This is a genomic window from Novosphingobium beihaiense, assembly GCF_022832375.1.
Taxonomy (GTDB): Bacteria; Pseudomonadota; Alphaproteobacteria; order Sphingomonadales; family Sphingomonadaceae; genus Novosphingobium; species Novosphingobium beihaiensis.
In genome coordinates, this window is sequence record NZ_JALHLG010000020.1 from 40765 (window position 1) to 61835 (window position 21071).

The 21071-nt window shown below is 55.0% G+C and carries 20 protein-coding genes; 7 read left to right on the forward strand and 13 right to left on the reverse strand.

Going from position 1 to position 21071, the window contains the following annotated elements; translation table 11 throughout:
• Positions 1–9: 9 nt before the first annotated feature.
• From MTR66_RS13730 to MTR66_RS13745, 4 genes are all read right to left on the reverse strand, one after another.
• The gene (locus MTR66_RS13730; RefSeq protein WP_243921993.1) at positions 10–1275 is read right to left on the reverse strand and encodes a LysM peptidoglycan-binding domain-containing protein; all 1266 of its coding nucleotides are present in this window, start codon (positions 1273–1275) and stop codon (positions 10–12) included.
• Complete coding sequence (gene surE / locus MTR66_RS13735; protein WP_243921995.1) at positions 1272–2036, reverse strand: 5'/3'-nucleotidase SurE; 765 nt, start codon at positions 2034–2036, stop codon at positions 1272–1274. The genes MTR66_RS13730 and surE overlap by 4 nt, the downstream gene beginning before the upstream one ends.
• Before the next feature lie 84 nt (positions 2037–2120).
• A complete protein-coding gene (gene serS, locus MTR66_RS13740) occupies positions 2121–3401 on the reverse strand; it encodes a serine--tRNA ligase (protein WP_243921997.1) in 1281 nt (426 codons plus the stop codon).
• 66 nt (positions 3402–3467) lie between these two features.
• The gene (locus MTR66_RS13745) at positions 3468–3659 is read right to left on the reverse strand and encodes a YgaP family membrane protein (protein ID WP_243921999.1); all 192 of its coding nucleotides are present in this window, start codon (positions 3657–3659) and stop codon (positions 3468–3470) included.
• A 254-nt stretch (positions 3660–3913) separates the two neighbouring features.
• Between MTR66_RS13745 and MTR66_RS13750 the strand changes: the two genes are divergently transcribed.
• The 3 genes from MTR66_RS13750 (at position 3914) to MTR66_RS13760 (ending at position 6233) form a co-directional block, all read left to right on the forward strand.
• Positions 3914–4264 carry a hypothetical protein gene (locus tag MTR66_RS13750; RefSeq protein WP_243922000.1) on the forward strand — a complete coding sequence of 117 codons (351 nt, stop codon included), beginning with the start codon at positions 3914–3916 and terminating at the stop codon, positions 4262–4264.
• 7 nt (positions 4265–4271) lie between these two features.
• Entirely contained in the window at positions 4272–5711 is a 1440-nt protein-coding gene (locus MTR66_RS13755) for a relaxase/mobilization nuclease domain-containing protein (RefSeq protein WP_243922002.1), read from the forward strand.
• Positions 5712–5774: 63 nt separating this feature from the next.
• The gene (locus MTR66_RS13760) at positions 5775–6233 is read left to right on the forward strand and encodes a hypothetical protein (RefSeq protein ID WP_243922004.1); all 459 of its coding nucleotides are present in this window, start codon (positions 5775–5777) and stop codon (positions 6231–6233) included.
• A gap of 260 nt (positions 6234–6493) precedes the next feature.
• On the opposite strand, the gene MTR66_RS13765 is transcribed toward MTR66_RS13760, so the two are convergent.
• The 3 genes from MTR66_RS13765 to MTR66_RS13775 all read right to left on the reverse strand — a co-directional run bounded on the left by MTR66_RS13765 (position 6494) and on the right by MTR66_RS13775 (position 8704).
• A complete protein-coding gene (locus MTR66_RS13765; protein WP_243922006.1) occupies positions 6494–6784 on the reverse strand; it encodes a hypothetical protein in 291 nt (96 codons plus the stop codon).
• A gap of 1 nt (position 6785) precedes the next feature.
• Positions 6786–7301, reverse strand: coding sequence for an antirestriction protein ArdA (locus MTR66_RS13770; protein WP_243922008.1), 516 nt, complete (start codon positions 7299–7301; stop codon positions 6786–6788).
• A 272-nt stretch (positions 7302–7573) separates the two neighbouring features.
• On the reverse strand, positions 7574–8704 hold the full coding sequence (locus tag MTR66_RS13775; RefSeq protein WP_243922010.1) for a DUF3800 domain-containing protein: 1131 nt from the start codon (positions 8702–8704) through the stop codon (positions 7574–7576).
• Here MTR66_RS13775 and MTR66_RS13780 point away from each other — a divergent pair.
• The 3 genes from MTR66_RS13780 (at position 8672) to MTR66_RS13790 (ending at position 14484) form a co-directional block, all read left to right on the forward strand.
• Positions 8672–9379: a gamma-glutamylcyclotransferase gene (locus MTR66_RS13780; RefSeq protein WP_243922012.1), complete on the forward strand. Its 708-nt coding sequence runs from the start codon at positions 8672–8674 to the stop codon at positions 9377–9379. The genes MTR66_RS13775 and MTR66_RS13780 overlap by 33 nt on opposite strands.
• 38 nt (positions 9380–9417) lie before the next feature.
• A complete protein-coding gene (locus MTR66_RS13785) occupies positions 9418–10896 on the forward strand; it encodes a DUF6883 domain-containing protein (protein WP_243922014.1) in 1479 nt (492 codons plus the stop codon).
• Between the two features lie 114 nt (positions 10897–11010).
• The gene (locus tag MTR66_RS13790) at positions 11011–14484 is read left to right on the forward strand and encodes a DEAD/DEAH box helicase (protein ID WP_243922016.1); all 3474 of its coding nucleotides are present in this window, start codon (positions 11011–11013) and stop codon (positions 14482–14484) included.
• 118 nt (positions 14485–14602) lie between these two features.
• Here MTR66_RS13790 and MTR66_RS13795 read toward each other — a convergent pair whose 3' ends face one another.
• The 3 genes from MTR66_RS13795 to MTR66_RS13805 form a co-directional block, all read right to left on the reverse strand.
• A complete protein-coding gene (locus tag MTR66_RS13795) occupies positions 14603–17362 on the reverse strand; it encodes a hypothetical protein (RefSeq protein WP_243922018.1) in 2760 nt (919 codons plus the stop codon).
• Between the two features lie 268 nt (positions 17363–17630).
• On the reverse strand, positions 17631–18125 hold the full coding sequence (locus MTR66_RS13800) for a hypothetical protein (protein ID WP_243922020.1): 495 nt from the start codon (positions 18123–18125) through the stop codon (positions 17631–17633).
• Between the two features lie 31 nt (positions 18126–18156).
• Positions 18157–18681, reverse strand: coding sequence for a recombinase family protein (locus MTR66_RS13805; protein WP_243922022.1), 525 nt, complete (start codon positions 18679–18681; stop codon positions 18157–18159).
• Positions 18682–19022: 341 nt separating this feature from the next.
• Here MTR66_RS13805 and MTR66_RS13810 point away from each other — a divergent pair, with 341 nt between their 5' ends.
• A complete protein-coding gene (locus MTR66_RS13810) occupies positions 19023–19484 on the forward strand; it encodes a hypothetical protein (protein ID WP_243922024.1) in 462 nt (153 codons plus the stop codon).
• Between the two features lie 3 nt (positions 19485–19487).
• Here MTR66_RS13810 and MTR66_RS13815 read toward each other — a convergent pair whose 3' ends face one another.
• From MTR66_RS13815 to MTR66_RS13820, 3 genes are all read right to left on the reverse strand, one after another.
• Complete coding sequence (locus tag MTR66_RS13815; protein ID WP_243922026.1) at positions 19488–20237, reverse strand: hypothetical protein; 750 nt, start codon at positions 20235–20237, stop codon at positions 19488–19490.
• A gap of 256 nt (positions 20238–20493) precedes the next feature.
• Positions 20494–20799, reverse strand: a complete 306-nt coding sequence (locus MTR66_RS21445; protein WP_407673054.1) for a type II toxin-antitoxin system RelE/ParE family toxin — start codon at positions 20797–20799, stop codon at positions 20494–20496.
• The gene (locus MTR66_RS13820; RefSeq protein WP_243922027.1) at positions 20784–21050 is read right to left on the reverse strand and encodes a ribbon-helix-helix domain-containing protein; all 267 of its coding nucleotides are present in this window, start codon (positions 21048–21050) and stop codon (positions 20784–20786) included. The genes MTR66_RS21445 and MTR66_RS13820 overlap by 16 nt, the downstream gene beginning before the upstream one ends.
• Positions 21051–21071 lie beyond the last annotated feature (21 nt).

Below are 21071 nucleotides of genomic sequence, written 5' to 3' on the forward strand. Positions count from 1 at the left end.
AAGCCCGCCTTAGGGCGTCTTGGGCAACTCTTCCAGCGGATCGACGGGTTTGCCGTCCTGGCGCACTTCGAAGTGCAGTTCGCTCCCCTTGGCAAGGCCGGTGCTGCCGACAAGGCCGATGCGCTCGCCCGCGGCGACTTTGGCGCCTTCCTTCACGGTAATGCGGCTGAGGAAGCCATAGGCGGTGTACCAGCCGTTGCCATGATCGATGACGACGAGGTTGCCGAACTGGTCCTTTTCCTTGCCCGCGAACTTGACCGTCCCGGCCGCCGCCGCACGCACCATGGTACCTTTCGCGGCTTTGATATCCAGCCCGTCATGATAATTGCTGCCCGTGGCATAGCCGCGCCGGATCGGGCCGCTGACCGGCCAGCCGAAACGCGCGGTCTTGGCTGGTGCGGGAGCAGAAGGCGGGGCTGCGGCAGGAGTTTCCGGCACCGGAACCGGATCCAGCTTGGAAACGCCGGTCTGCGGCGGATTGAGCAGGGTCGGGATCAGCAGATTCTCACCCGTCTTGAGCGGGGCTGCGGGATCGAGGTTGTTGGCTGTCGCGATCTGTTCCCACGGTACGCCGTACTTCATCGCTAGCGAAAACCCGGTGTCGCCCGGAACGACCGCATGGTGGCGGGTGCGCGGGATATGCAGCTTCTGGCCGACCTTGACGATGAAGGGCGGCTGCAGCCCATTGGCTTCGGCGATCAGCACGCGCGGCACTTTGGCGCGCACGGCAATGCCGCCCAGTGTCTCGCCGGGCTGGACGACATGCGTGGTCTCTTCGGCGGGAGAAGCGGTGCCGGAGGCTGCTGGGGGCTGCCGGGCCTCGATCACGCGCGAGGCCGTGCGCACCGGTCCGGCACGCGGGATGTCCAGCGTCTGACCGATCCTGACGATGAAGGGGGCTTCAATGCCGTTGGCGCGGGCCAGATCCGCAGGCGATACGCCGGCGCGGTTCGCGATTCCGTTCAGCGTTTCGCCAGGCTCCACAACATGCGCGGTTTCGGCTGCAGAGGAGGGCGCCGCCGGTGGCGCCTCCGCCGTGCCGCGCGGAATGGCCAGCTTCTGGCCGATCCGCACGACGAAAGGCGCTTCGAGGCCGTTGGCCTTGGCGATCGCCTCGGCCGAAACACCGGCACGATTGGCGATGCCGTTCAGCGTTTCGCCGGTTTCGACGACATGGACGCTTTCCTGATCCGGCGAAATCGCCAGTGCGGGAGCCGCAGCCCCGGCAAGGGCCGCGGCGATGGCGGCCGTGGCGAGCAGACGTATGCGCATCATGCCTGATAAACGTCCGCCAGGCGGGCCAGAGAGCCCTCATGAGTCAGGTCGATCTGTAACGGTGTCACTGAAACAAAGCCCCCCGCGATTGCTTCAAGATCAGTATTGCTTCCCAAGGTATGTTCTATCCCGTGTAGTCCAAACCAGTAATAAGGGAAACCGCGAGGGTCCGTTGCTTCCACAACCGAGCCGCGCGCATAGTCGTGAAAGCCTTGCCGGACCACGCGCACCCCTTTGACTTCGCTGCCTGCGACCGGCGGGAAGTTCACGTTGATCAGGGTGCGCTGGGGGAAGGGGAAGTCCAGCAGCGGCTTGAGCACTTTCGCGCCCCACTGCTCCGCCGCCGAGAAATCGACCGCATTGCCGACGCCTTCCTTGGCATAGACCTGGCTGAGCGCGACGGCGCGAATACCGGCCAAGGCGCCTTCGAAGGCCGCCGAAACCGTGCCCGAATACGTCACGTCGTCGCCCAGGTTGGCGCCGCGGTTGACGCCCGAGAGGATCAGGTCCGGCGGTGCGGGCAGCAGCTTCTTCAGGGCCATCGTCACGGAATCGGTGGGCGTGCCGGACACCGAAAAGCGCCGCTCGGCATGCTGGCGCATCCGCACCGGCCGGGTCAGGGTGAGCGAGTGGCCCGCGCCGGACTGTTCCTCGCTCGGCGCGCAGATCCAGATATCGTCCGAAAGCTGCGCGGCGATCTTTTCGAGAACATAGAGGCCCGGCGCGTTGATGCCGTCGTCATTGGTGATGAGGATGCGCATTGAAGAGACCTCGTTAATTCCCGTTAACCGCTCGACCCGTTCCTGCCGAAGGGCGCGAGCGCTGAGCCGCCGGTGTGCGGGGTGTTATGCCAGCGGTTCCAGCTTTTCGATCCCGCCCATCCACGGCTTGAGCGCTTCGGGGACGAGAACCGAGCCGTCTTCCTGCTGGTAGTTTTCCAGCACCGCCACCAGCGTGCGGCCGACCGCGAGGCCCGAGCCGTTGAGGGTGTGGACGAACTCGGTCTTCTTGCTGCCTTCGGGCTTGAAGCGCGCGTTCATGCGGCGGGCCTGGAAATCGCCGCAGTTGGAGATCGAGCTGATCTCGCGGTAGGCGCTCTGCCCGGGCAGCCAGACTTCAAGGTCGAACGTCTTGCGCGCGGTGGCGCCCATGTCGCCCGCGCAGAGCAGAACCTTGCGGTAGGGCAGCTCCAGCGCTTGCAGGATCGATTCCGCCGCCTTGACCATGCGCTCGTGCTCGGCCTCGCTCTCTTCCGGTTTGCACACGGTGACGAGTTCGACCTTTTCGAACTGGTGCTGGCGGATGAACCCGCGCGTGTCGCGTCCCGCCGCGCCCGCTTCGGAGCGGAAGCACGGGGTCAGCGCGGTCATGCGCAGAGGCAGAGCGGCGGGTTCGAGGATCTGCTCGCGCACCGCATTGGTCAGGCTGACTTCGGCGGTGGGGATCAACCAGCGCCCGTCGGTGGTCTGGAACAGGTCTTCGGCGAACTTGGGAAGCTGGCCGGTGCCGAACACCGCGTCGTCCTTCACGAGGAGCGGCACAGCGCATTCCATGTGGCCGTTGGTGGCCGTCTGCGTGTCGAGCATGAACTGCGCCAGCGCCCGGTGCAGGCGCGCCATCTGGCCTTTCAGAAAGGTGAAACGCGCGCCCGAAAGCAGCGCGCCGGTCTCGAAATCGAGGCCAAGCGCCGGGCCGATGTCGGCATGTTCCTTCGGCGTGAAGGCGAAGGTGCGCGGCGTGCCCCATTGGCTGACTTCGAGGTTCTCGCTCTCGTCCTCGCCATCGGGCACTTCGTCGACCGGGATGTTCGGCAGGCGGGCGAGTTCGTCCTGCAGCCTTGCCGAAAGTTCCTTTTCCTCGGCTTCGAGCGCGGGCAGCGTGTCCTTGAGCTGCGCGACTTCGGCCTTGAGCGCCTCGGCGGTGTCCGTGTCGCCCTGGCCCATGGCCTTGCCGATCGCCTTGGAGGCCTCGTTGCGGCGGTTCTGGCCTTCCTGCATGCGCGTGGCGGCCGAACGGCGCTGTTCGTCGAGCGCAAGGATGGTTTCGGCGACGGGTTCTACCCCGCGGCGGGCGAGCCCGGCGTCGAAAGCGGCCGGGTTTTCGCGGATCAGGCGGATATCATGCATGGCGCGGGGCTATGCCGTGCCAGCAGGCCCCGCGCAAGCCGCAGATGATTCGAAAGCCATCACCCGTCACTTCATGGGACAGGTTCTGATTCCCAGAATGCTGTAAAGCGGGCAAGTGCGCAGCAGGCCGGTGGCCAACGGAATAATGCCGATCAGGCCCCACATCGTCTTGGGCCCCACGAAGACCAGCGCCAGAAGCACGATCCCCAGAATGATCCGAAGCAGGCGGTCGATCCCGCCGACATTGACTTTGAACATATCCAATCTCCCCAGAGGCGATTGGGCGGCAATATAGCGGGGCCGGCAGCATCGTGCATTGACTGCCGTCAAGACAGAGAGAACCGGCGATGTATGGGGAAGGGCCATCCAAAGGATGGTGGGCCCTATAACTCTAATCTAGAAAAGATATTCGACGAGTTGCAGGACTGGGAACATCAGCTGAAATACGCTGATATTGACTGGGATGCAGTCGATCCCCCTGAGCCATCCGAGCCGGAATTGTGAGGTAGGTCATGGGAACACGCCTCACCATTCGCTTAGACGATACAGAACGAACCGTATTGGAGAGAAGGGCGGGCAATCGACCGCTTGCCGCTTATGCGCGGGAGAAGCTGCTGGGCAATGATACCCGCAAGCGAGCACCTTCTCGTCGCCCAAAAGCCGATACGGTCATGCTCGCTCATATTCTGGCGGCGCTGGGTAGCTCCGATCTTCCAAGCAATATGCGCGAGATTGCCGAAGCTGCCCGTATTGGCGCGCTACCGGAAAGCGAAGATGTATTGCTCAATCTTCGTGCAGCCTGCCTCGCCATAGAGAAGATGCGCTTCGATCTGATCAAAGCTCTGGACGTGAAGCCGGAGTGAGCGAGCCATGATTCTTGTCGGCAACCAGCGCGGCGGCGCAAAAGATCTGGCGCAACACCTTCTCAAAGTGGAGGAGAACGATCATGTCGAAGTCCATGCGCTGCGGGGCTTTGCTTCCGACAATCTGAACGGTGCGCTCAATGAGGCGTATGCGGTGAGTCGTGCAACGAGGTGTTCCCGCTTTCTCTATTCGCTCAGTCTCAATCCGCCGCCCGATCAGAACGTAAGCACAGCAGACTTTGAAGCGGCAATTGATCGCGCGGAAAACGAGCTGGGCTTGAACGGTCAGCCCCGCGCGATTGTGTTCCATGAAAAAGCTGGAGCGGATGGTTTACCGCGTCGGCATGCCCATGCGGTGTGGAGCCGGATCAAGGCCGACGAGATGAAGGCCGTTCACATGTCCAAAGACCGCGAAAAACTCATGGAGGTGTCACGCGAGCTGTACCGTGAGCATGGCTGGAAGATGCCGCGCGGCATGATGAAGAGCGAGGAACGCGACCCGCGCAATTTCAGCCTTGAAGAGTGGCAGCAGGCCAAGCGGGCAAAGCGTGACCCTCGCGAGATCAAAGGCGCAATTCAGGATTGTTGGGCAATATCGGATTCACGCGCCGCGTTCGAGCATGCCTTGCAGGAACGAGGATTTAAGCTTGCCAGGGGAGACAGGCGCGGGTTTGTAGCCGTTGATATGCACGGCGAACCCTATGCCGTCGCCAGATACGCCGGGGTGCGTACAAAACAGGTGCGCGAACGCCTCGGTGAATTGGAGCCGGACTATCCCGGCATCGAAAAGCGCAAAGAGCAATTCGCTGCCGAGATCGGAAATCGACTGCACGAGTTGCGCCACGAGGAAGACCGCAAAGCCGCACAAGAGCGCGAACGGCAAGAGATCGCCCGCAAGTCCATGGTAGAGCGCCAGCGGGAGGAACGTGCTGCGCGGGATGCTGCCATGAAAGATCGGTGGGAGCGCGAAGCTGCCGCACGACAAGCCCGCTTCAATCGAGGGTGGCGCGGCCTGATCGATCACTTCTCAGGGCGATTGAAGCGCATTCGCGAACAGAACATGGCTGAGAGCTATCAAGCCGTGTTGCGTGACCGTGCTGAGAAAGATGCGCTGATATTCCGGCATATGGAAGAACGCCGTGAGTTGTTGGCACGGCACAAAGCTCAGCAACACGAATTGTCCGTACGGCGGCGCGAACTCGATACGGACATTCGGGCTCGGGCAGAGTTTTCAAACGCTGTGCAGCGTTCTCCCTCGCAACCGCGTTCTTCCATCAAGTCCGAAAGCCGCGCGCCACCTACGCCGAGCGCCAAGATGGACTTCACCAAAGCCAGCGTGGACGAAAAAGGAGATGACCGCGAAGCACGCCGTCAGGCCTTCCTTGAGACAAGGAAAGCGCAAAGCATTGAGAATCCACATGATCGGCAGCCGGATATCGAGCGTTAACTTTGGCAGACAAAAACGAGGTTCTGCGATAGAATATGCCCGACAGACAGGATGGAGGTTCTATTGAAGGCTCAATTATTTTCTGTGCTGGTAATGTCGCAGGCCGCGTTCGGCTCCTATAGTGATTATGGCGCTACCCTTCACAAAGCCGATGGTTCTTGCCGGAATTTTTCTGATTGTATTTTCGGTCTGTTTTTTGAAGACCCAGAAGTAAGAATATTGGGCAGATGGAGGCTCTCGGGCACGCAAACGGAGATGCATTTTTCCCCAAATGGATATCTAGATATCTATAAGGGAGGGGTTCGTAGCGGCAGCGGATATTGGGCAGCGGAAAGAACTTATCCGCAATTTGGCAAGATGGACCTGAATATCACAACTGACAATAACGGCCAAAAGAACACAGTATTGTATTTGGTGAGCTTCTCTAGCAACAATCAAATGAAGTTCACCTTCCAGAGGCGAAGCGCTCGCCTCGGATATGAGCCCACAAACAAACATTTTTATTGGGTGCGGGTGCAGTAATTATTTTGGATCTAAATCAACGCCTTCGGCAACGCTTTGCGAAGTAGCAGAATGCAGTGCGTCGAATTCGCAAGAACCCAATAAATATGCTGAACCGAATGCTAGTGATGCCAACCCGAAGGCTTTAACGATGCTTTTCATTGTAAAAAGTACTGTATTTAATTGATAATGATTATTACTAGCATTTAGATTATTGTATTGCTATAGGTCTTTAATCCTATGATCTGGTTCTGTTCGCTTGTCCTTTGGTGGCACGCTTCTTAAAACAGCTCCCCTTGTCTGCTTGCCTCCACATAGTTCTGCCATTCCGGCTTTTGGGATTCTTCGTTTAGCCACGCCGTGAGTTGCGCAACCACATCACCGCCATTGGCTTCGATGGTTCCAGGCTGGTGGAAGTGTGAACGATAACCGGTGCGCGTGATGGGCAACGGCGCGCGCTCTGGCGAGATGCTACGGATTTCGAGATGGGCGATGACGTTCCAGCGAAGCGGCGTGTAAACCGCCTCTATGTCTATAGCTTGCCATGTGAAGCGGTAGGTCTGCGGCTCCATCTCACAACCCCGAAAACACGTGGATTTCATCGAAGGCGGTCTGGATGGTGAATAGATCACCGCTCAATTCCGCATCCCGCGCCATGGCGTGCCAATCTATATAGAAGTGCAAGTGCTCGGGGATTTGCGTGGACTCTTCGGTCAAGTCCTGCACGTAGTCGGCCAAAGATGGAAAACAGCCATGATAGCGCTCTTCCATGGCCTCACGGGCTTCGCCGATGTCGCCGTAATGTTCGAACAGCTCCGCCCCTAGCTGCCCATGCTCGCGAAGGAAGTTCGCGAGTTCGGCCACACGCTCAATACCCTCGTATTCAGAGAGGTGGATTGATCCAAAGCCTTCATAGTCATGGATTGCCCATTCCTCCGCATCGGGGATCGGTGAGGATTCCAACATCTGGCGGATTTCATCATGGATTGCGGATGGCTCTTGCTCGGCATCGATCCAGCGTCCGTGCAAAATGCCGTTATTGTATGCGGCCAGACAGGCCACATAGATTTTGATGTCTCCTTTACACATTTTTTTTCCCTCCAATGGGTTAGGGGTTGCTCATGCAACCTTGCCCATCGGCGAGATCGGGGAGTCCAAGCGGAACGAGAAAATCGACGGCGGGCGCAGGGCTGAAGGCCCGAGCCTCGGGAGACCGTCTATTTTTCGTGAAGTGCGGTGAGGGGCTGGCCCCTAAGCAAGCGCGAGGGATTGAAGCCGGATGGCCGAGACGAAACCAGCGGGCGCGGCTCGGTTTACGAAAGCCCGGCCCGAAGGGCGTGGCCAATCTTATGGATTGAACGTTATAAATCCTCGTAGGGACTGCCGCCATTACGCAGAAACAAGTTCATCTTATCGACATCCGCGACGCTGGAAATGTGGTGAAGAAATGCGACGTTGGTGTCGTGCGACGCATCAATCAACGCCTTTAGCAGTTCAACATTCTTCAGGCTTGTGCCCTGTAGCGCATCTCTTGCCTTGGCGACCTTCTCACGTGGAGTTTGCGCAAAATAACTGTGCATCTTTCCAATAAGACCGACTACGATATCGGAAACTTGTATCCCAGGCTCCGACTTGGAATCAGCAAATCGAAAATGTGTCACGGGCACGCCATGGGAAGAAAGTTGCATGGCGTCCAATTCATCCCGAATGGAATCCTCCATGTCGAGGATGTGGTTGGAATATTTGAAAATCGCAATTCGGTTCAGATAGAATGCGGCGAAATTCTCGAGCAGGAGGTGAGGCGTAAAGCCTTCAATGAAATCGAGGTTTGGCAAGTTACGTCCGGCCTGCAACACTCCCTTGAGCATCATTGCGTTGAATTCGGGCAAAACATCACCGTTGCGTTCCAACAGCCGGAGTAGCTCGTCTACGAAAGCCCTTTGGTTTTTGGTTGCGACGTCAGGGTAGTTGTAACGAAAAAACACTTCCATCGTCGCCGCCAGATTGACCCGTAGCAGCGTAGTTAAATCAGCTTTGAGCACTGCGTGGAATTGCATCAGGCGCGGCTGGCCGATCCCGTAGAGGATGGAATCCATGATATCTACGAGAGACCAGTGCAACGGATCAAGCGCATGATAATGTACAACCAAGCCGTTTTCGGAAATCCATTGAAGAAACGTGATCAGCTTTTCGGATTTGAGAAGCTCTAGAAACTCGCCCTTGGCGACGTGCTTGAGCTTGATTTCATCCGCACTCGGTTGGATTCGCATCGCATTACGGAGCGGCTGAATATCCAACGGACGTGGCATGCCCTCGTGAACGATGCCACCCAAGATAAAGATAGCGGGTTCGGCAACATTTAAACCCTGAGCATCAAGGCGAAGCTTTTTTATATTGTTCGTTTCGTCGTGGTAAAAGGTGTAGATGCAATTCGCTTTTGACAAGCCATAGGCTTGTATTTGCGCATCTCGTATTTCGTCAATATCGATCAAATCTACTATTTTCCTGTATGCTCGCGATGCCTTCGAGATTACACCAATGACACCGAGGTTGAAGCGCTTTTTGTGTCCATTATCGCGAGTCACTTATTGGCCCTCATGTCCGCGCATGTGATATCGTGGGATCAAAGTGAGGGGATTGCGATGTGGATATTTGGATACGGTTCGCTGATGGGTGATGAATGGGAAGCGGCCTTTCGCTGCATCCGACGAGAAAAGGCATGCCTTCTCCACCATGAGCGTGCCTTCACCAAAGCTTCTACAGTCAATTGGGGCACAAAATTGCATCCTGCTCCAACCTTACAAGTCGTTCCTCGTGATGGAGGCGTTTGCCATGGCGTCGCGTTTGAATTCGATGCCGACAGCGTTGATGCGGTGCTTGCCTATCTGCAGGAACGTGAAGGAAAAGGCTTCGAGCGCAGAGAGGTTGTGCTGAAACTTGAAAATGGCGAAACGGTAAAAGGCGATTGTTTTTTCTATGCCGGGGCAAATGTGCTGACTGATCGCAATCTCGATGAGATTGCCGATCTCGTTTTGACGGCGAGCGGCAAGGATGGGACCGGAATTGAATATGTTCGTGCGGTCAAGCGCGAACTGGACACCATGGAGATTCGCGACAAGGCAACTGAAGCGCTCCTTAAGGTCATGCAGCGGAAGGGCGGTCTATGAGCCCTTGCCTTTTTCTGTTTGATGGTGGGGCGAGAGGGGTGAAAGAGCCTGCACTAAGCACATTCACGAGTGCACTTCTCGGCGCGGTTTCTACTGCTGATCCCAGCGGCACGCTTATTGCGGAATTGCGTGGGGGTTTGCCGTCGTTGTCGGACTTTGCCGCTCAAATAAGTGAAGTGTCTTCCGAACCGCGACGAACCAGTTACACTCAAAGCCACGACATGGATGTCTACAAGCTCTTGCTGTGGGATATGTCCGTGGCGTTGAGTGAAGGTGCGCAAACCTCTGATGTGCAGAATATTCTCGATGTATTGCGCAAGCGCCAGGAAGAATGCTTGGCTCTTTCGGATATACCAGAAAGCCTACGCGAGGCTTGCGATGTAATACTTAGAACTCAACCAGGTTACATTGGGTCATATCCGATCGATTTAGGTAACCCTATACTACGCCGTGCTTTCTATGACGACTTGATGCATCTTGCCCTCATCTCCGATGGCAGTGTCATTCAGCAGCTAAGCATTGAAGGTGAGAAGGATTTTGAACTTCAAGGTGCAAAGAACTTTGCACCGAACGGATTGAAGTGGATTAATTACAGCTTCATTTCGACGCCCACTGCATATCAAATCGGAACGGCACCGCTGTCAGAGAGAGGAGCGCTTTCGGTTGATCGCCTGCAACGAAAAACTCATGTGACGGTGGAAGGTCGGGTCTTTCAAGCGCTAATGGAGGCGTCGTGGAGTGACCGGAGTGGGGTGACCTATAAATTCGCTGCGGCTGAGCCCGGTCAAGACATTTTACAAGCAGTTCTGCCTGACGGAAAATTTACTGGATACTTGTTCAATCGGGACCATGAAAAAGGTGGTGCAAAGGCGCGCTTCATCATAGATGAGCTCGGCTTTGCAGCCGATGATTGGCGATATCTCGCCGCGCAGTTCTACGATGGCCTGCTTTTGTCGGAGCCACGCAATCTTGTTGTCAGGCAGTGGAATGGTGGCCAAGGCGCTCAATTTAATGCGTTCATAAAGGTTACCTCTCGGCGCGGTAATAGCGGCATTTTGCGCACGGGGTGGATGCTGGAGCCGAAAAAGCTGCCACGCCTCGTAACTGCCGTTCCTGACCGTACTGAGGATGGACTTGCAGTCGCCCCCGAACCTCCGGTTTTACCCCCGATGAGCAAAAATGCGGATTATTGGGGTGCGTTGTTCGAGTTAGCCGACGAACACGGGCAAAAAGCGTATGAAGCAACTGTACCAACACCAATGCTTCTCAAAGACTTTGGCATCATCGAAGAGGGAGAATGCGGCTCCGCGTATATCTTGGTTGCTGATGCTCGGCGTGGCTTCGCTCGTTGGCTCATCAACGAGGGCCGTGGTGATCGTCACCACAAAGGCGGTGCGGCCATTTCATGTCAGATGGCCTCTCAATCCGTTGAGCGGGCCGAAGCCTATGCGAAGGCGTTTGCAAGAGTATTGGCGTTGAATGGCGTTCCATCAAGCGTCGAGAAATATTATACGTAAGAGTTTGTAGGGCGAACTTCTTGTCATCATCCTTCGGTTGTGAAAAAATGCGCAAAAATAATAATGTACGGGCCAAAGACTTGTACGCTTGAAACCCGGACAAGGTAACAATTGATGGCGCTCAGACCTTACTTCAACAAATCCATAGCGGAGTTGGAAGCTGCCTTTGCCAATGGCAGGAAGGACGGCGCAACACTGCTCAGATTATTACATGAGCTGGAGTTCCGCAGCACGCAACGCGCCATTGCGCTGAAGGAAAAAGTTCAGGCTGCTAACGATACGTCAGGAGGCATAGCGCTTGCACCTCAGGCCCATCAGGCAACCAGACCGGATGACATCCACGTCCGCCAACACGAGCCAATTGAGGCGAAAGAGCCAGTACGCCTGATGGCAAAATCCGGCCCCAAGCCGCCCGTTATGAATGATCCTCAGAATATCCTGCGCGCCTGGACGGCGCTTGAAGTGCTCTCTCCGCAAGGGTTTCGACGGGAAACCGATCTGGTTGCGGGTGACAAGTCCCGGATAGCCCGCTTTGAAGACAGAGATTTGCCGTGGGAATTGGGCGAGCGGTCGCGTCCCAAGAAGAGGCTATATTATGAGCTGATATTGGGGGCCGTTGCCCTTGGTCCTGCGGTCGAGAGATTGCTGAAGGTTTATGCGGATAAGCGCCCCGAAAAGCCGAGCATGAGGGGGCACTGCCCGATTGCAAGCATCCTGCTCGATAAGGAAGGCCGCCCCCTTGAAGAGGATAGCAGCTTTGCCATTTCCAGCTTTGCCTGGGGCGTGCCGATCGCACTTAAGGGTGATCTGAAGGCGTTGGCGGAATGGCCAGATCAAGAAGCAAGCCTCAAGCACGCGTTTCGCAAAATTCTGATCCGCCGCGACCGTGACGATGAAGTTCTGCCCCTTACCAAGCGGCATATTGAAGAGCTTTTCGGGTTTCTTGTCGATAGGATGGGCCTAAGCCAATTGGAGGTTAAGCCTCCTTATTTTGCGTTACGGCGCTATGAGTTCTTTGCCAGCAAAACCCCGCCAGAACCCGGCCTGCTCAATTCGTTCTTCTTGGAAGACTTGGCAACGGCACGCACCCATGCGCAAAATGGCACTCTGCCACATGCTCTTCGCTATTATCTGGCGCTGGACAAGCCGTCTCGTAAAACTGACCTTTTGAAAGATGATGCGGGATTGCAGCATCTTCTCCAGCCCGCACTGACCTCAGTTGGTAGGTGGCCGGGCAATGGTCGTTTCCCCTTGGCATTATTGCAGCAAGCTGCTGTCAACGCGACCGCGCCTAGCTTAATGGAAACAGGAATACTGGCGGTAAACGGCCCGCCGGGAACAGGAAAAACAACACTTTTACGGGATGTGGTCGCAGCGCGGATCATTGAACGCGCTTCGGTAATGTGCACCTATAAGAATCCAGCCGATGCTTTCTCTCCTACATCTCAAAGCTTTCAGAGAAACGGCGCGAAGATCACACTCCACAAGCTCGACGAGAAACTGAAGGGCTTCGAGATGATCGTGGCTTCTTCCAACAACAAAGCCGTTGAGAATGTCAGTGCTGAGCTTCCGGCTCTTGATGCCATTGCCAGCGATGCGCCAGAGTTGCGCTACTTCAAGACGATTTCAGACAACGTGCTGGAGCGTGACACCTGGGGTGCTATTGCCGCCGTCCTTGGAAATTCCAGCAACCGCTTTTTGTTTTCGCAAAGCTTCTGGCGCGACGATGAAAACGGCCTATCCACCTATCTCAACCATGCCAGCGGTATTCCGCAGGTGGTTTCGGAACCGCAGGAGGATGGGCCGCCTATCCGGCGCAACCGGGAAATCGTTGATCGGGAACGCCCGCCCGCCAATGCAAGGGAAGCTGCGGTGCGCTGGGAAAAGGCCCGCACCAACTTTCTGCAAGCGCTGAAAACGTCTCGGGAGAACCAAGCAAAGCTGCAAACGCTTCATGTCGCTTTGGTGCGCTTGGTGGCAGTTGCGACCGAGATCAACGATCTTCAATCACGACTGCCGGAAATTCGGCTCGAAATTGAAGCTCTTCAACCCAGACTGTCAGAAGCCCAGTCGGCTCTTCAGGCGGCAGAGGCCTATGCGACAGAGCGGCAGCACAAACAGGATACCCACTTCGCTGTTCGGCCTGGCTTGCTCGCGCGCCTTTTCAGGACGCGCCGGTTTAAAGATTGGTCCATTGCGTTTCGCACCTTGGAGAACAAAGCCAAGGAAGCCGCGCGTGCGCAGGCTTCTCGCAAAGCGAGCGTTGATGGGCTCAACACTGAGCTGGCGGCAAAGCAAACTTTGCTACAGCAGTTAGGCCAAAACATAGAGACGTTGGAGGTCGAAAAGTGCCAGCTTGAGGGACAGACGGAACAGGCGAGGAGCGCCTTGAACGTAGAGGTGCCGGATGCCGCGTTTTTCTCCGGCGCTCATGAAGATATTCAAACGTCCAGTGTTTGGTTCGACGAGGCTGCGAGCATTCTGCGGGATGATGTGTTTGAAGCCGCCATTCACCTCCATCGCGCCTTTATTGACGCTGCCGCTGACCCGCTGCGTCAAAACCTGTCCATCTTCGTAGAGTCATTTGGCACCCGATCTCTCGGCACACCACAAAAGGACGCACTCATTGCCGATCTTTGGGCATCGTTCTTTCTTGTGGTGCCGGTGGTTTCCACGACGTTCGCTTCGGTCAACAGGATGTTCTCGCGCCTTGGCACGGAATCTCTTGGCTGGTTGCTGGTGGATGAAGCTGGTCAAGCTCTGCCGCAGGCCGCTGTAGGGGCCATGCTGCGGACCAAACGCTCGGTCGTTGTCGGTGATCCGCTCCAGATTGAACCCGTGGTCACACTGCCAAACAGCCTGACCGAAGAGGTTTGTGCCTTCTTTGGAATTGATCCTCTCAAATACAATGCGCCGGACGCCTCTGTGCAGACGGTTGCCGATAGCGCCAGCTTGTACTGCGCACGCTTTCAGATTGGCAGCGGCCATCGGGACGTTGGCGCACCCCTTCTGGTGCATAGGCGGTGTAATAGCCCGATGTTCGATATCTCGAACGAGATCGCTTATTCCAACCTGATGGTGCAGGCGAAGAAAGCCTCTCCTGAAAACGCGATTCTCGGACAATCCAAGTGGATTGATGTTCAGGGCAAACCGGGACCGGATAAGTGGTGCGCTGATGAGGCCGCAATCCTGATCGATGGCTTGAACAGGCTGAAGTATGGCGGCGCGGAACCTGACCTGTATGTGGTGACACCGTTTGTGATTGTTCAGGATAATCTACGGCAGGAAATCCTCAAAAGCGGTGTGCTGGATGGATGGGTGGAGAATCCAAGAACTTGGGTTTGGGAGCATGTTGGGACAGTTCATACGGTGCAGGGGCGGGAAGCGGAGATTGTGTTCTTCGTCCTTGGTGCTCAGATGTCTTCTCAAAATGGAGCTCGTGCGTGGGCCGGAGGCAGACCCAATCTTGTCAACGTTGCCGTTACGCGCGCCAAGACTTCTCTATACGTGATTGGAAACCGGCAACTTTGGAAGTCCGCAGGGGTATTTGCCGTGCTGGATCGGTATCTTCCTGATGGAGCTTCCTAGCCGCCTATCATCTCCAAAGTGTTGCCTACGTCTAGAGGATAGCCCCGCAATTATCGCATGGTTGCAGTAAGAGAACATTGGGCATTGGCTGATGGCTCATTCGTAACATGGCGCTGCGCTACTTAAATTCTTTGAGAAGTTTTTCTGGTGGTACTGAGGATTTCGGGAAAAATTGGCGCAACCTTCGCGCTGCACTACCGAGTGCATCGCTTCGTTTAAGCGAGAAGTGGATCAGGTAGGCAACCGTGTGCTGGGCACTGGTCTTTCCCCGCAATGCATTAGTCCAGCCAACTTCCGCGGTTTCAGCATCAATCAAAGACAATATTTCTTCGAACCGTTTGCGATTGAGTTGCTGAACCAATCGAAGAAACAAGATTGCCTCTTCGTACCAGCTGGCATGTTTTTGTGAAAGTCTGGTTGCGGCGTTCGATATGTGAGGCGCAAGAAATGAGTCAATCAAATCCGGTCGATCTTTTGCCCATCGCGCCAGTAAAATTGCTGCCCAATCCCAGTAAAAGTGGTGGGAGGTGGAGACGCCAATCAGACCTCCCATTTCAACAAATTTGTCTGAAAAGTCTGGGGCCGTATATGCCAGTCTTGGGGTAAGGATCGTGATCTTATCTTGATGCCGTTTTAGTATCAAAGATACTGCCCGCTGTGCGCTCGCTACCATGCCGCAAACGGAAAGAAATACGTCAGCATCATGAAACAGATCGTCAAGATGGGGCTCCAAGGTCGCCTCGATTATGTTCCAATCAAGCTGCTTGACGATTTGCGTGAATCGCTTTTGATCTACCTTGCGGATTAAGAGTAAAAGCCCTGCAGCACTTTGCATATCACGCATTTGGCAGCGTGATATTTTTGCTGCGAGATCGTCAATCGACCACGTTTTGGCAATGCGCTTTCCAACCTCTTTCATTTGCCCTGTCGCGCGCTTCTTTCCAACATAGATACCTAGCGGATCGTGGAGGCGCAGAGCGTGCCAGAAGATGTCGTCCATTTCGTGGAACGAACCGACGGGATCGGCTCGCAGACGATGTGCTACGCCTGTCGTGAAAATCATAACCAACTCCAAACCAAAGGGTTGGTCATGGTAAGTTAGGTGGGCACAGAGATTCGCAAATGAGGAAAGATATGCATCGTCTGGCCAATTACTTGCAAGAGAGCGCAGTTTATCCTTATCTAGCAAGTCAATGAAGTTTTTGTTCCATGTGTCCCAATCTGAACGCGCAACATTAGAGACCAGTTCAGTCATTGCGTAGACTTGATCGGGGGTAACGTCTGAGAGTTTCTTTGCAAGACTCGTCAGATCGACTCGGCTGGTGACCTTCTTGGCGAGGCCTTCATCTTTCAGGGATAGTTGGCCAAGTAGATAGCCGGTCCCATACGCAGACTGACCGGATGCATCATTAATCCAACGGGTAAGCTTCGCTCCATCGTCATTGATAATGTTTGCAAGCCAATCATCGAAATAGCACTCAAGTTCGCATAAAAGAAGACAAGCGTGATTGCGTTCCTCCTCACTTCTTTGCGCCCAACAGCGAGATACAAGCATTTCACGATGTTGTTGTTTAACAAACCAATGGAAACGCCAGTTTCCGATCCCAAATCTTAGCTCCTGTAACAGATTGCGAAGTCCGATGAGAGGATAGCAATCGTCGCCAATTACCGCATTGATGACCGCCTCTAGGGCTTGGGTGTTCTTAGCTTCTGCGGCATGCTTGAGTAACTGACGCAAGAGAACCGCGGCGAACCTTTGGTGGGGTGTGCGCAAATCCCCGCGTCCCGAGATCAACCTATGCTTGATCAACCACGTAATGGTCTGATCTACCGCTTCGGGGTCAAGTTCCAAGCATTGAACGATCTGATCAATTTCTGTTCGCGTCGCCTGTTCATCTCTGCTGGCAATCTGTCGTGCGGCGATAGCTGCAAGAACTGAATCGGCTCCAACGCTAATTGCCGACGATGCTATTGCATCGGCGCGCGTCCATCCACCGCCCAAGATGAAACAGAACTGCCAAGGCACGTCAGCCTTTTCAGCCGCGTCTATTCTTCTTTCGAGTGATTCCTCAAAGGGCCTGTCACCAACTGAAGTGTCGGCCTTGCTGACGATTTCCAGTGTGGTCGCCCGCTGAGCGCGAAGCTTGTTGGCAATTGTGCGCACCGCACGCTTAGGATCAATATGCGTCGTACCCGGAGCATCAATTTGGCTGTGTGCAGTGTTAAATGTCGTGAGCAGCCAAGCGTTTGGGCCTGTAGCCTGTTCGGCCATATTGAGAACATGCGCGGGCGTTAAATGGGCGTCATCGACGATATAAAGCACCGATGCTTCCGAGGTGAGGAAGGGAAGTCTACCAACTGCTGGATTGCGCGCTCGGAGGACATGCCAGCCGCGTTGTTTCAAGATGTATGCAACTTGCATGACACATACCGACTTGCCTGCTCCTGGAACACCAGCAAGTCTGGTCGAATAGGCCGCTTCGAGATCACGCAGCAAAATGGCAGTTTCCGCTAGCTCAGGACACGCTGCCGCATCGGCAGGGCCAAGTGATCTCCCCATCAACGCTGGACGCAGATCGCGAACTTCGGAAAACGCCAGTTCTTCCCAAATCTCCATTTGTTCGGCGGAACGAATTTTCAATGTATTAGCAACAGCCGAGCGTGCTTTTTCGTGATCGTTTTTTAAACGCCTTAATTTTTCTATGGTGTACTTGTTTGGATTGTCATCGATGATGGTATGGTGATCGCCGCAGAGAAGTATGAGATTCTCGTAAGAACGACGCTCTTCGTTTGTCATCGCTTCATTGAAGCGTTGGCCGTCAGGCAACGCGGCCTCTATATGGCATATTCTCCCAATCATCGTGCCGTCATTGGTCATCAGAACCGTGTCGCAACCGGGATATGCGCATTGATTGCCTGACTTTAGGTACAATTGCCTCTTGACGTCATTCTTGGGCTCAAGCCTTTTGGGTATCTCCTTAACCTCAGTCATATCTGTATAATATCAACTGAATTGGTTTTGGCGAATGCCAATCCGATCTAAGTTGCATTGCAGCTTTGATCGCTTATGGATGTAAGCTCTAAGTCGTGCCATTTCACCGTGTCGACAAACGCGCAGCCCAGAAAGTAGCGCTTGCACGGTAGTCTCAGATAGTTTTCTTATTGAATTTCTCGAAGGGTGGATTGCCTTGGCGCCAGTCCTCAAGGGTATTTTGCATGCGCTCGATGATAGCTTTGACGGCAATTTCGCTTACCCCGTTAGCTTGACCCGCAGCCAACAGGTTCATGACCAGGAAATCGGCAAGTGCCGGGAAAACGTCCTCGTCTGTGATCCCTTCGGCCCGCCAGTCGGCAAGCAACAGCTTGAGTAAATCCCACATACGATCATAGCCGTCACATTTTTCCATATGCTTCCTCCCGTCGGAACTTGCCGTTCCAAGAATGACCGCCGTCAACATTAACTTATGTACGGTGGATGCAAACACGCCGAATGTTTGCGAGGGATCAATAGACGATACGATTGAATGGCGCTGATCCGGCTCAATGCCGGTGAAGCCCACCGCTTGGGGTTGCACAGGGGCGGGCACCGCCCCTTGCCGAAGGTGCGCCAGCACCGAGCCAAGCGCCTTGGTGGCAGCCAAGGCATAGCTTGCGCGTAGCGTATATCTGACTTTAGGCCACAGTGCCTTCGGCTGTTCTTTTGCTCCCGTGCCCTCGGCTGACCCGCTTCTGAACCTGTCGGTTGCACCGCCGTTCCCTTATCCATCGATCCCTTGGTGGTCTTCCCAATCTTACGCCGCGCTTTCGTGCGGCTTCCAGTCCGGCCTTGGTGCGTTCGGAGATCAACCGCCGCTCGAAATGGGCAAGGGAGGCGAGGATGTGGAAGAAGAATTCGCCCATGGGGTTGGTCGTGTCGATCTGGTCGGTGATGCATTTGAAATGCGCATCGCGGCCATGAATCTCTTCCACGATATCCAGTAAGTCACGCAATGACCGGCTCATGCGGTCCAGCTTCCAGACCACCAGCGTATCCCCGGCGCGAAGGGCGTTGAGCGCCTTGTCGAACTCGGGGCGTTTGCGTTTCGCACCCGATACGCCGTGATCGGCGTAGATCGCCTCGCATCCTTCGGCGCGCAACGCATCGAGTTGAAGGTCAAGGTTTTGATCGATTTTCGAGACACGGGCATAGCCGATCATGCGCGGATGATGTGGGGTAGCGCTCATTGTAGTCCTCCTTTTTCGTAAAAAGAGGACGGCTGCGCTTAGGAATCGGAACGTTGCGCAATCACTTTTCGGGTTCCGGCGCGGCTCGACTCGGGAAAACGGTCGTTTGTTACGGGGCGTATTCCGTCCCACTCCCGAGGTTTCCGTATTGCCGCTAAGCCTTTGAATATCCTCGTATTCACATTATTTTATGGCATATTACTACGTTGCGTTTAGTAATGCAACAAAAACGACCGTTTTATACTTCGTAGTGCTTTGAATAAGCTGGCAAATATCCTTCTAAGTTCACGCATGTTGAACAAGGATATTGTCAAATGAATTTGACAAAACTGAAAGATAACTTTGAAGGAAAAGCCCTCGGCGCAGTCGGATTGGCGACAGCCGCCTTTGCAATGCCGTCCGCTACTGCGCAGGCGCAGGACGCACCGCAGGTTACAAATGTGGCGTACCAGCCCAGCGCAATGACAAAAGCTGCTATTTGGTCAGAGAAAAATCCTCTTGGTGTTGGCGTGGCAGTAAGATTCGGAACAGTCAAACAACTCACTTCTGAGCAAGTTGAAACTGTTCTTCGACGGGAGTTCCATGCTAACGGGATCGATAGTGTCCAATTTTTCTACGAGCAAAACGATACACCCGGAACCGGTTTCACATTTCACGTAGGCGGTGATCTTATAGGTGGTGTACGCAGCATTGGCGATGTACGGGCAAACGTGCCTCGGGCCGCAGATCAAGTAAGGTTGCGTAGGGATAACCCTGTGTTTGCTCTCAATCAGTGAGGATTAAGGCTTAAAGAACGTCGTAATTTCGCTGTCAGAGGCGGGGCCTGATGTTTGGCCGTCAGCTAAACTGTCTGCTCGTTTTTCTAATTCCGCGCTGCCATGCCCGTGCTTGTTCAATTCTTTGTTGGCTACAATGGCTTTTTCTAGACTTGAACCCAAGTCAGCTTGAGCTGCTTTTTTCTCAGCTTCGGTAGAATTTTCGTCGGTAAGAACTGACATTGGCTTATCAATGCCGCGTTTAGCATTCTGAGCCAGCGCCCAATCAGCCAACGCCCGCACCTCTGGATCATCTGAATTTGCGTATTCCGGTTTGATTTTACCGGTTTTGGGATCGATCATCTTTTCGATCAGCTCCTTTTCGAGCCGCTCGCGATATTCTGTGATCGTCTCGCCTTCGCGCTGTTGCGGGATTTCATCGGGATCAAGCACCTTGTTCGCCATGATCTCGCGCCACGCATCACCATGCTTGGCTTCAAACACCGCTTCCATGCGATCGATCTTGGCACCCAATTCTCGGGATAACCTGCTTGCATCGTCCAACAGCACCAGAAGCATCTGGTCGCTGCGGCGCTGTTCGGCTTTCTTGTCCGCGTCTTTGGATTGCTGGGCCATGCGGCCTTCAACGCTGGCGGCCAACGCAACGGAAGAACGCTCAACAATGCCACTCGCGACCTGACGGGCGGCATTCACTTGCGCGATTTGTGCCCATGCTCCGGTGATCCCAAGCGATAGCGCATCGACCGTATTCACGTCCGGCTGTGTTAAATTCTGTGACACCTGCGGCATGTTGCCTGCCGTTGGTTGGTATCTTTCAGGTATTGAGGCCTTTAACGCCTCAATCGTCTCCCTTGTATACATGATGTGCCCCCGCACACTTATTATTGTTGGTCGAATTAATTTCGACTTCCCGAATAATATACACAGGGGATATTAAGAAATATGTAAAATTAGATGCAATTTATCTAAAATTTGAAATACTTAGCTTTGGAGGAGGCGAGCGCTAGGCCTACTCCTCACGGAAGATGGCTTCACGGTCGCGCGCGCCGTTGAGGACGCGCATGATCTGGAGTTCATCCTCGCCAGCCATGTAGTAGATAACATAGCGGCCCAGGAATTGGGCACGCAGGCCTTCGCGTAGCTCGCCACGCGGGGCGCCGATGAAGGGGCTGGCCGTGAGGGTTAAGCACTTCTCGTAGATACGGCGAATGAAGCTTTCCGCCGCATGCGGATCATCGAGGGCGATATAGTCGAATATATCGTCGAGATCGCGCCGCGCCGTATCCGTCAGGACGAGTTTTAGCTGCTTTTCAATCGCTCTCGCCCCCGCATGATGATGTCATCGGGATCGAATTCGCTCATGCGTCCGGCATCCCGGTCGGCAAGGGCTTCATCGACATCCCGGCGCAGGGATTCAAGGGCGGCTTCACGCCGCTCGCGCTTGTATTCCCACTCGCGCATGGCCTCGCGAATGACTTCGCTCAGGCTGGCATATTCTCCGGCCTTGATGGCATCTTGGGCGAGGCGGAAATGCGCATCCGTAATGGTAATGCTGGCTTTTTCCATGTTTTAGCCTCCTTGGTAAGA

Excerpts from the sequence above, each read along its gene's own strand:
- MTR66_RS13730 (WP_243921993.1), bottom strand. The coding sequence starts at position 1,275 with ATGATGCGCATACGTCTGCTCGCCACGGCCGCCATCGCCGCGGCCCTT.
- surE (WP_243921995.1), bottom strand. The coding sequence starts at position 2,036 with ATGCGCATCCTCATCACCAATGACGACGGCATCAACGCGCCGGGCCTC.
- serS (WP_243921997.1), bottom strand. The coding sequence starts at position 3,401 with ATGCATGATATCCGCCTGATCCGCGAAAACCCGGCCGCTTTCGACGCC.
- MTR66_RS13745 (WP_243921999.1), bottom strand. The coding sequence starts at position 3,659 with ATGTTCAAAGTCAATGTCGGCGGGATCGACCGCCTGCTTCGGATCATT.
- MTR66_RS13750 (WP_243922000.1), top strand. The coding sequence starts at position 3,914 with ATGGGAACACGCCTCACCATTCGCTTAGACGATACAGAACGAACCGTA.
- MTR66_RS13755 (WP_243922002.1), top strand. The coding sequence starts at position 4,272 with ATGATTCTTGTCGGCAACCAGCGCGGCGGCGCAAAAGATCTGGCGCAA.
- MTR66_RS13765 (WP_243922006.1), bottom strand. The coding sequence starts at position 6,784 with ATGGAGCCGCAGACCTACCGCTTCACATGGCAAGCTATAGACATAGAG.
- MTR66_RS13770 (WP_243922008.1), bottom strand. The coding sequence starts at position 7,301 with ATGTGTAAAGGAGACATCAAAATCTATGTGGCCTGTCTGGCCGCATAC.
- MTR66_RS13790 (WP_243922016.1), top strand. The coding sequence starts at position 11,011 with ATGGCGCTCAGACCTTACTTCAACAAATCCATAGCGGAGTTGGAAGCT.
- MTR66_RS13795 (WP_243922018.1), bottom strand. The coding sequence starts at position 17,362 with ATGACCAATGACGGCACGATGATTGGGAGAATATGCCATATAGAGGCC.
- MTR66_RS13805 (WP_243922022.1), bottom strand. The coding sequence starts at position 18,681 with ATGATCGGCTATGCCCGTGTCTCGAAAATCGATCAAAACCTTGACCTT.
- MTR66_RS13810 (WP_243922024.1), top strand. The coding sequence starts at position 19,023 with ATGAATTTGACAAAACTGAAAGATAACTTTGAAGGAAAAGCCCTCGGC.
- MTR66_RS13820 (WP_243922027.1), bottom strand. The coding sequence starts at position 21,050 with ATGGAAAAAGCCAGCATTACCATTACGGATGCGCATTTCCGCCTCGCC.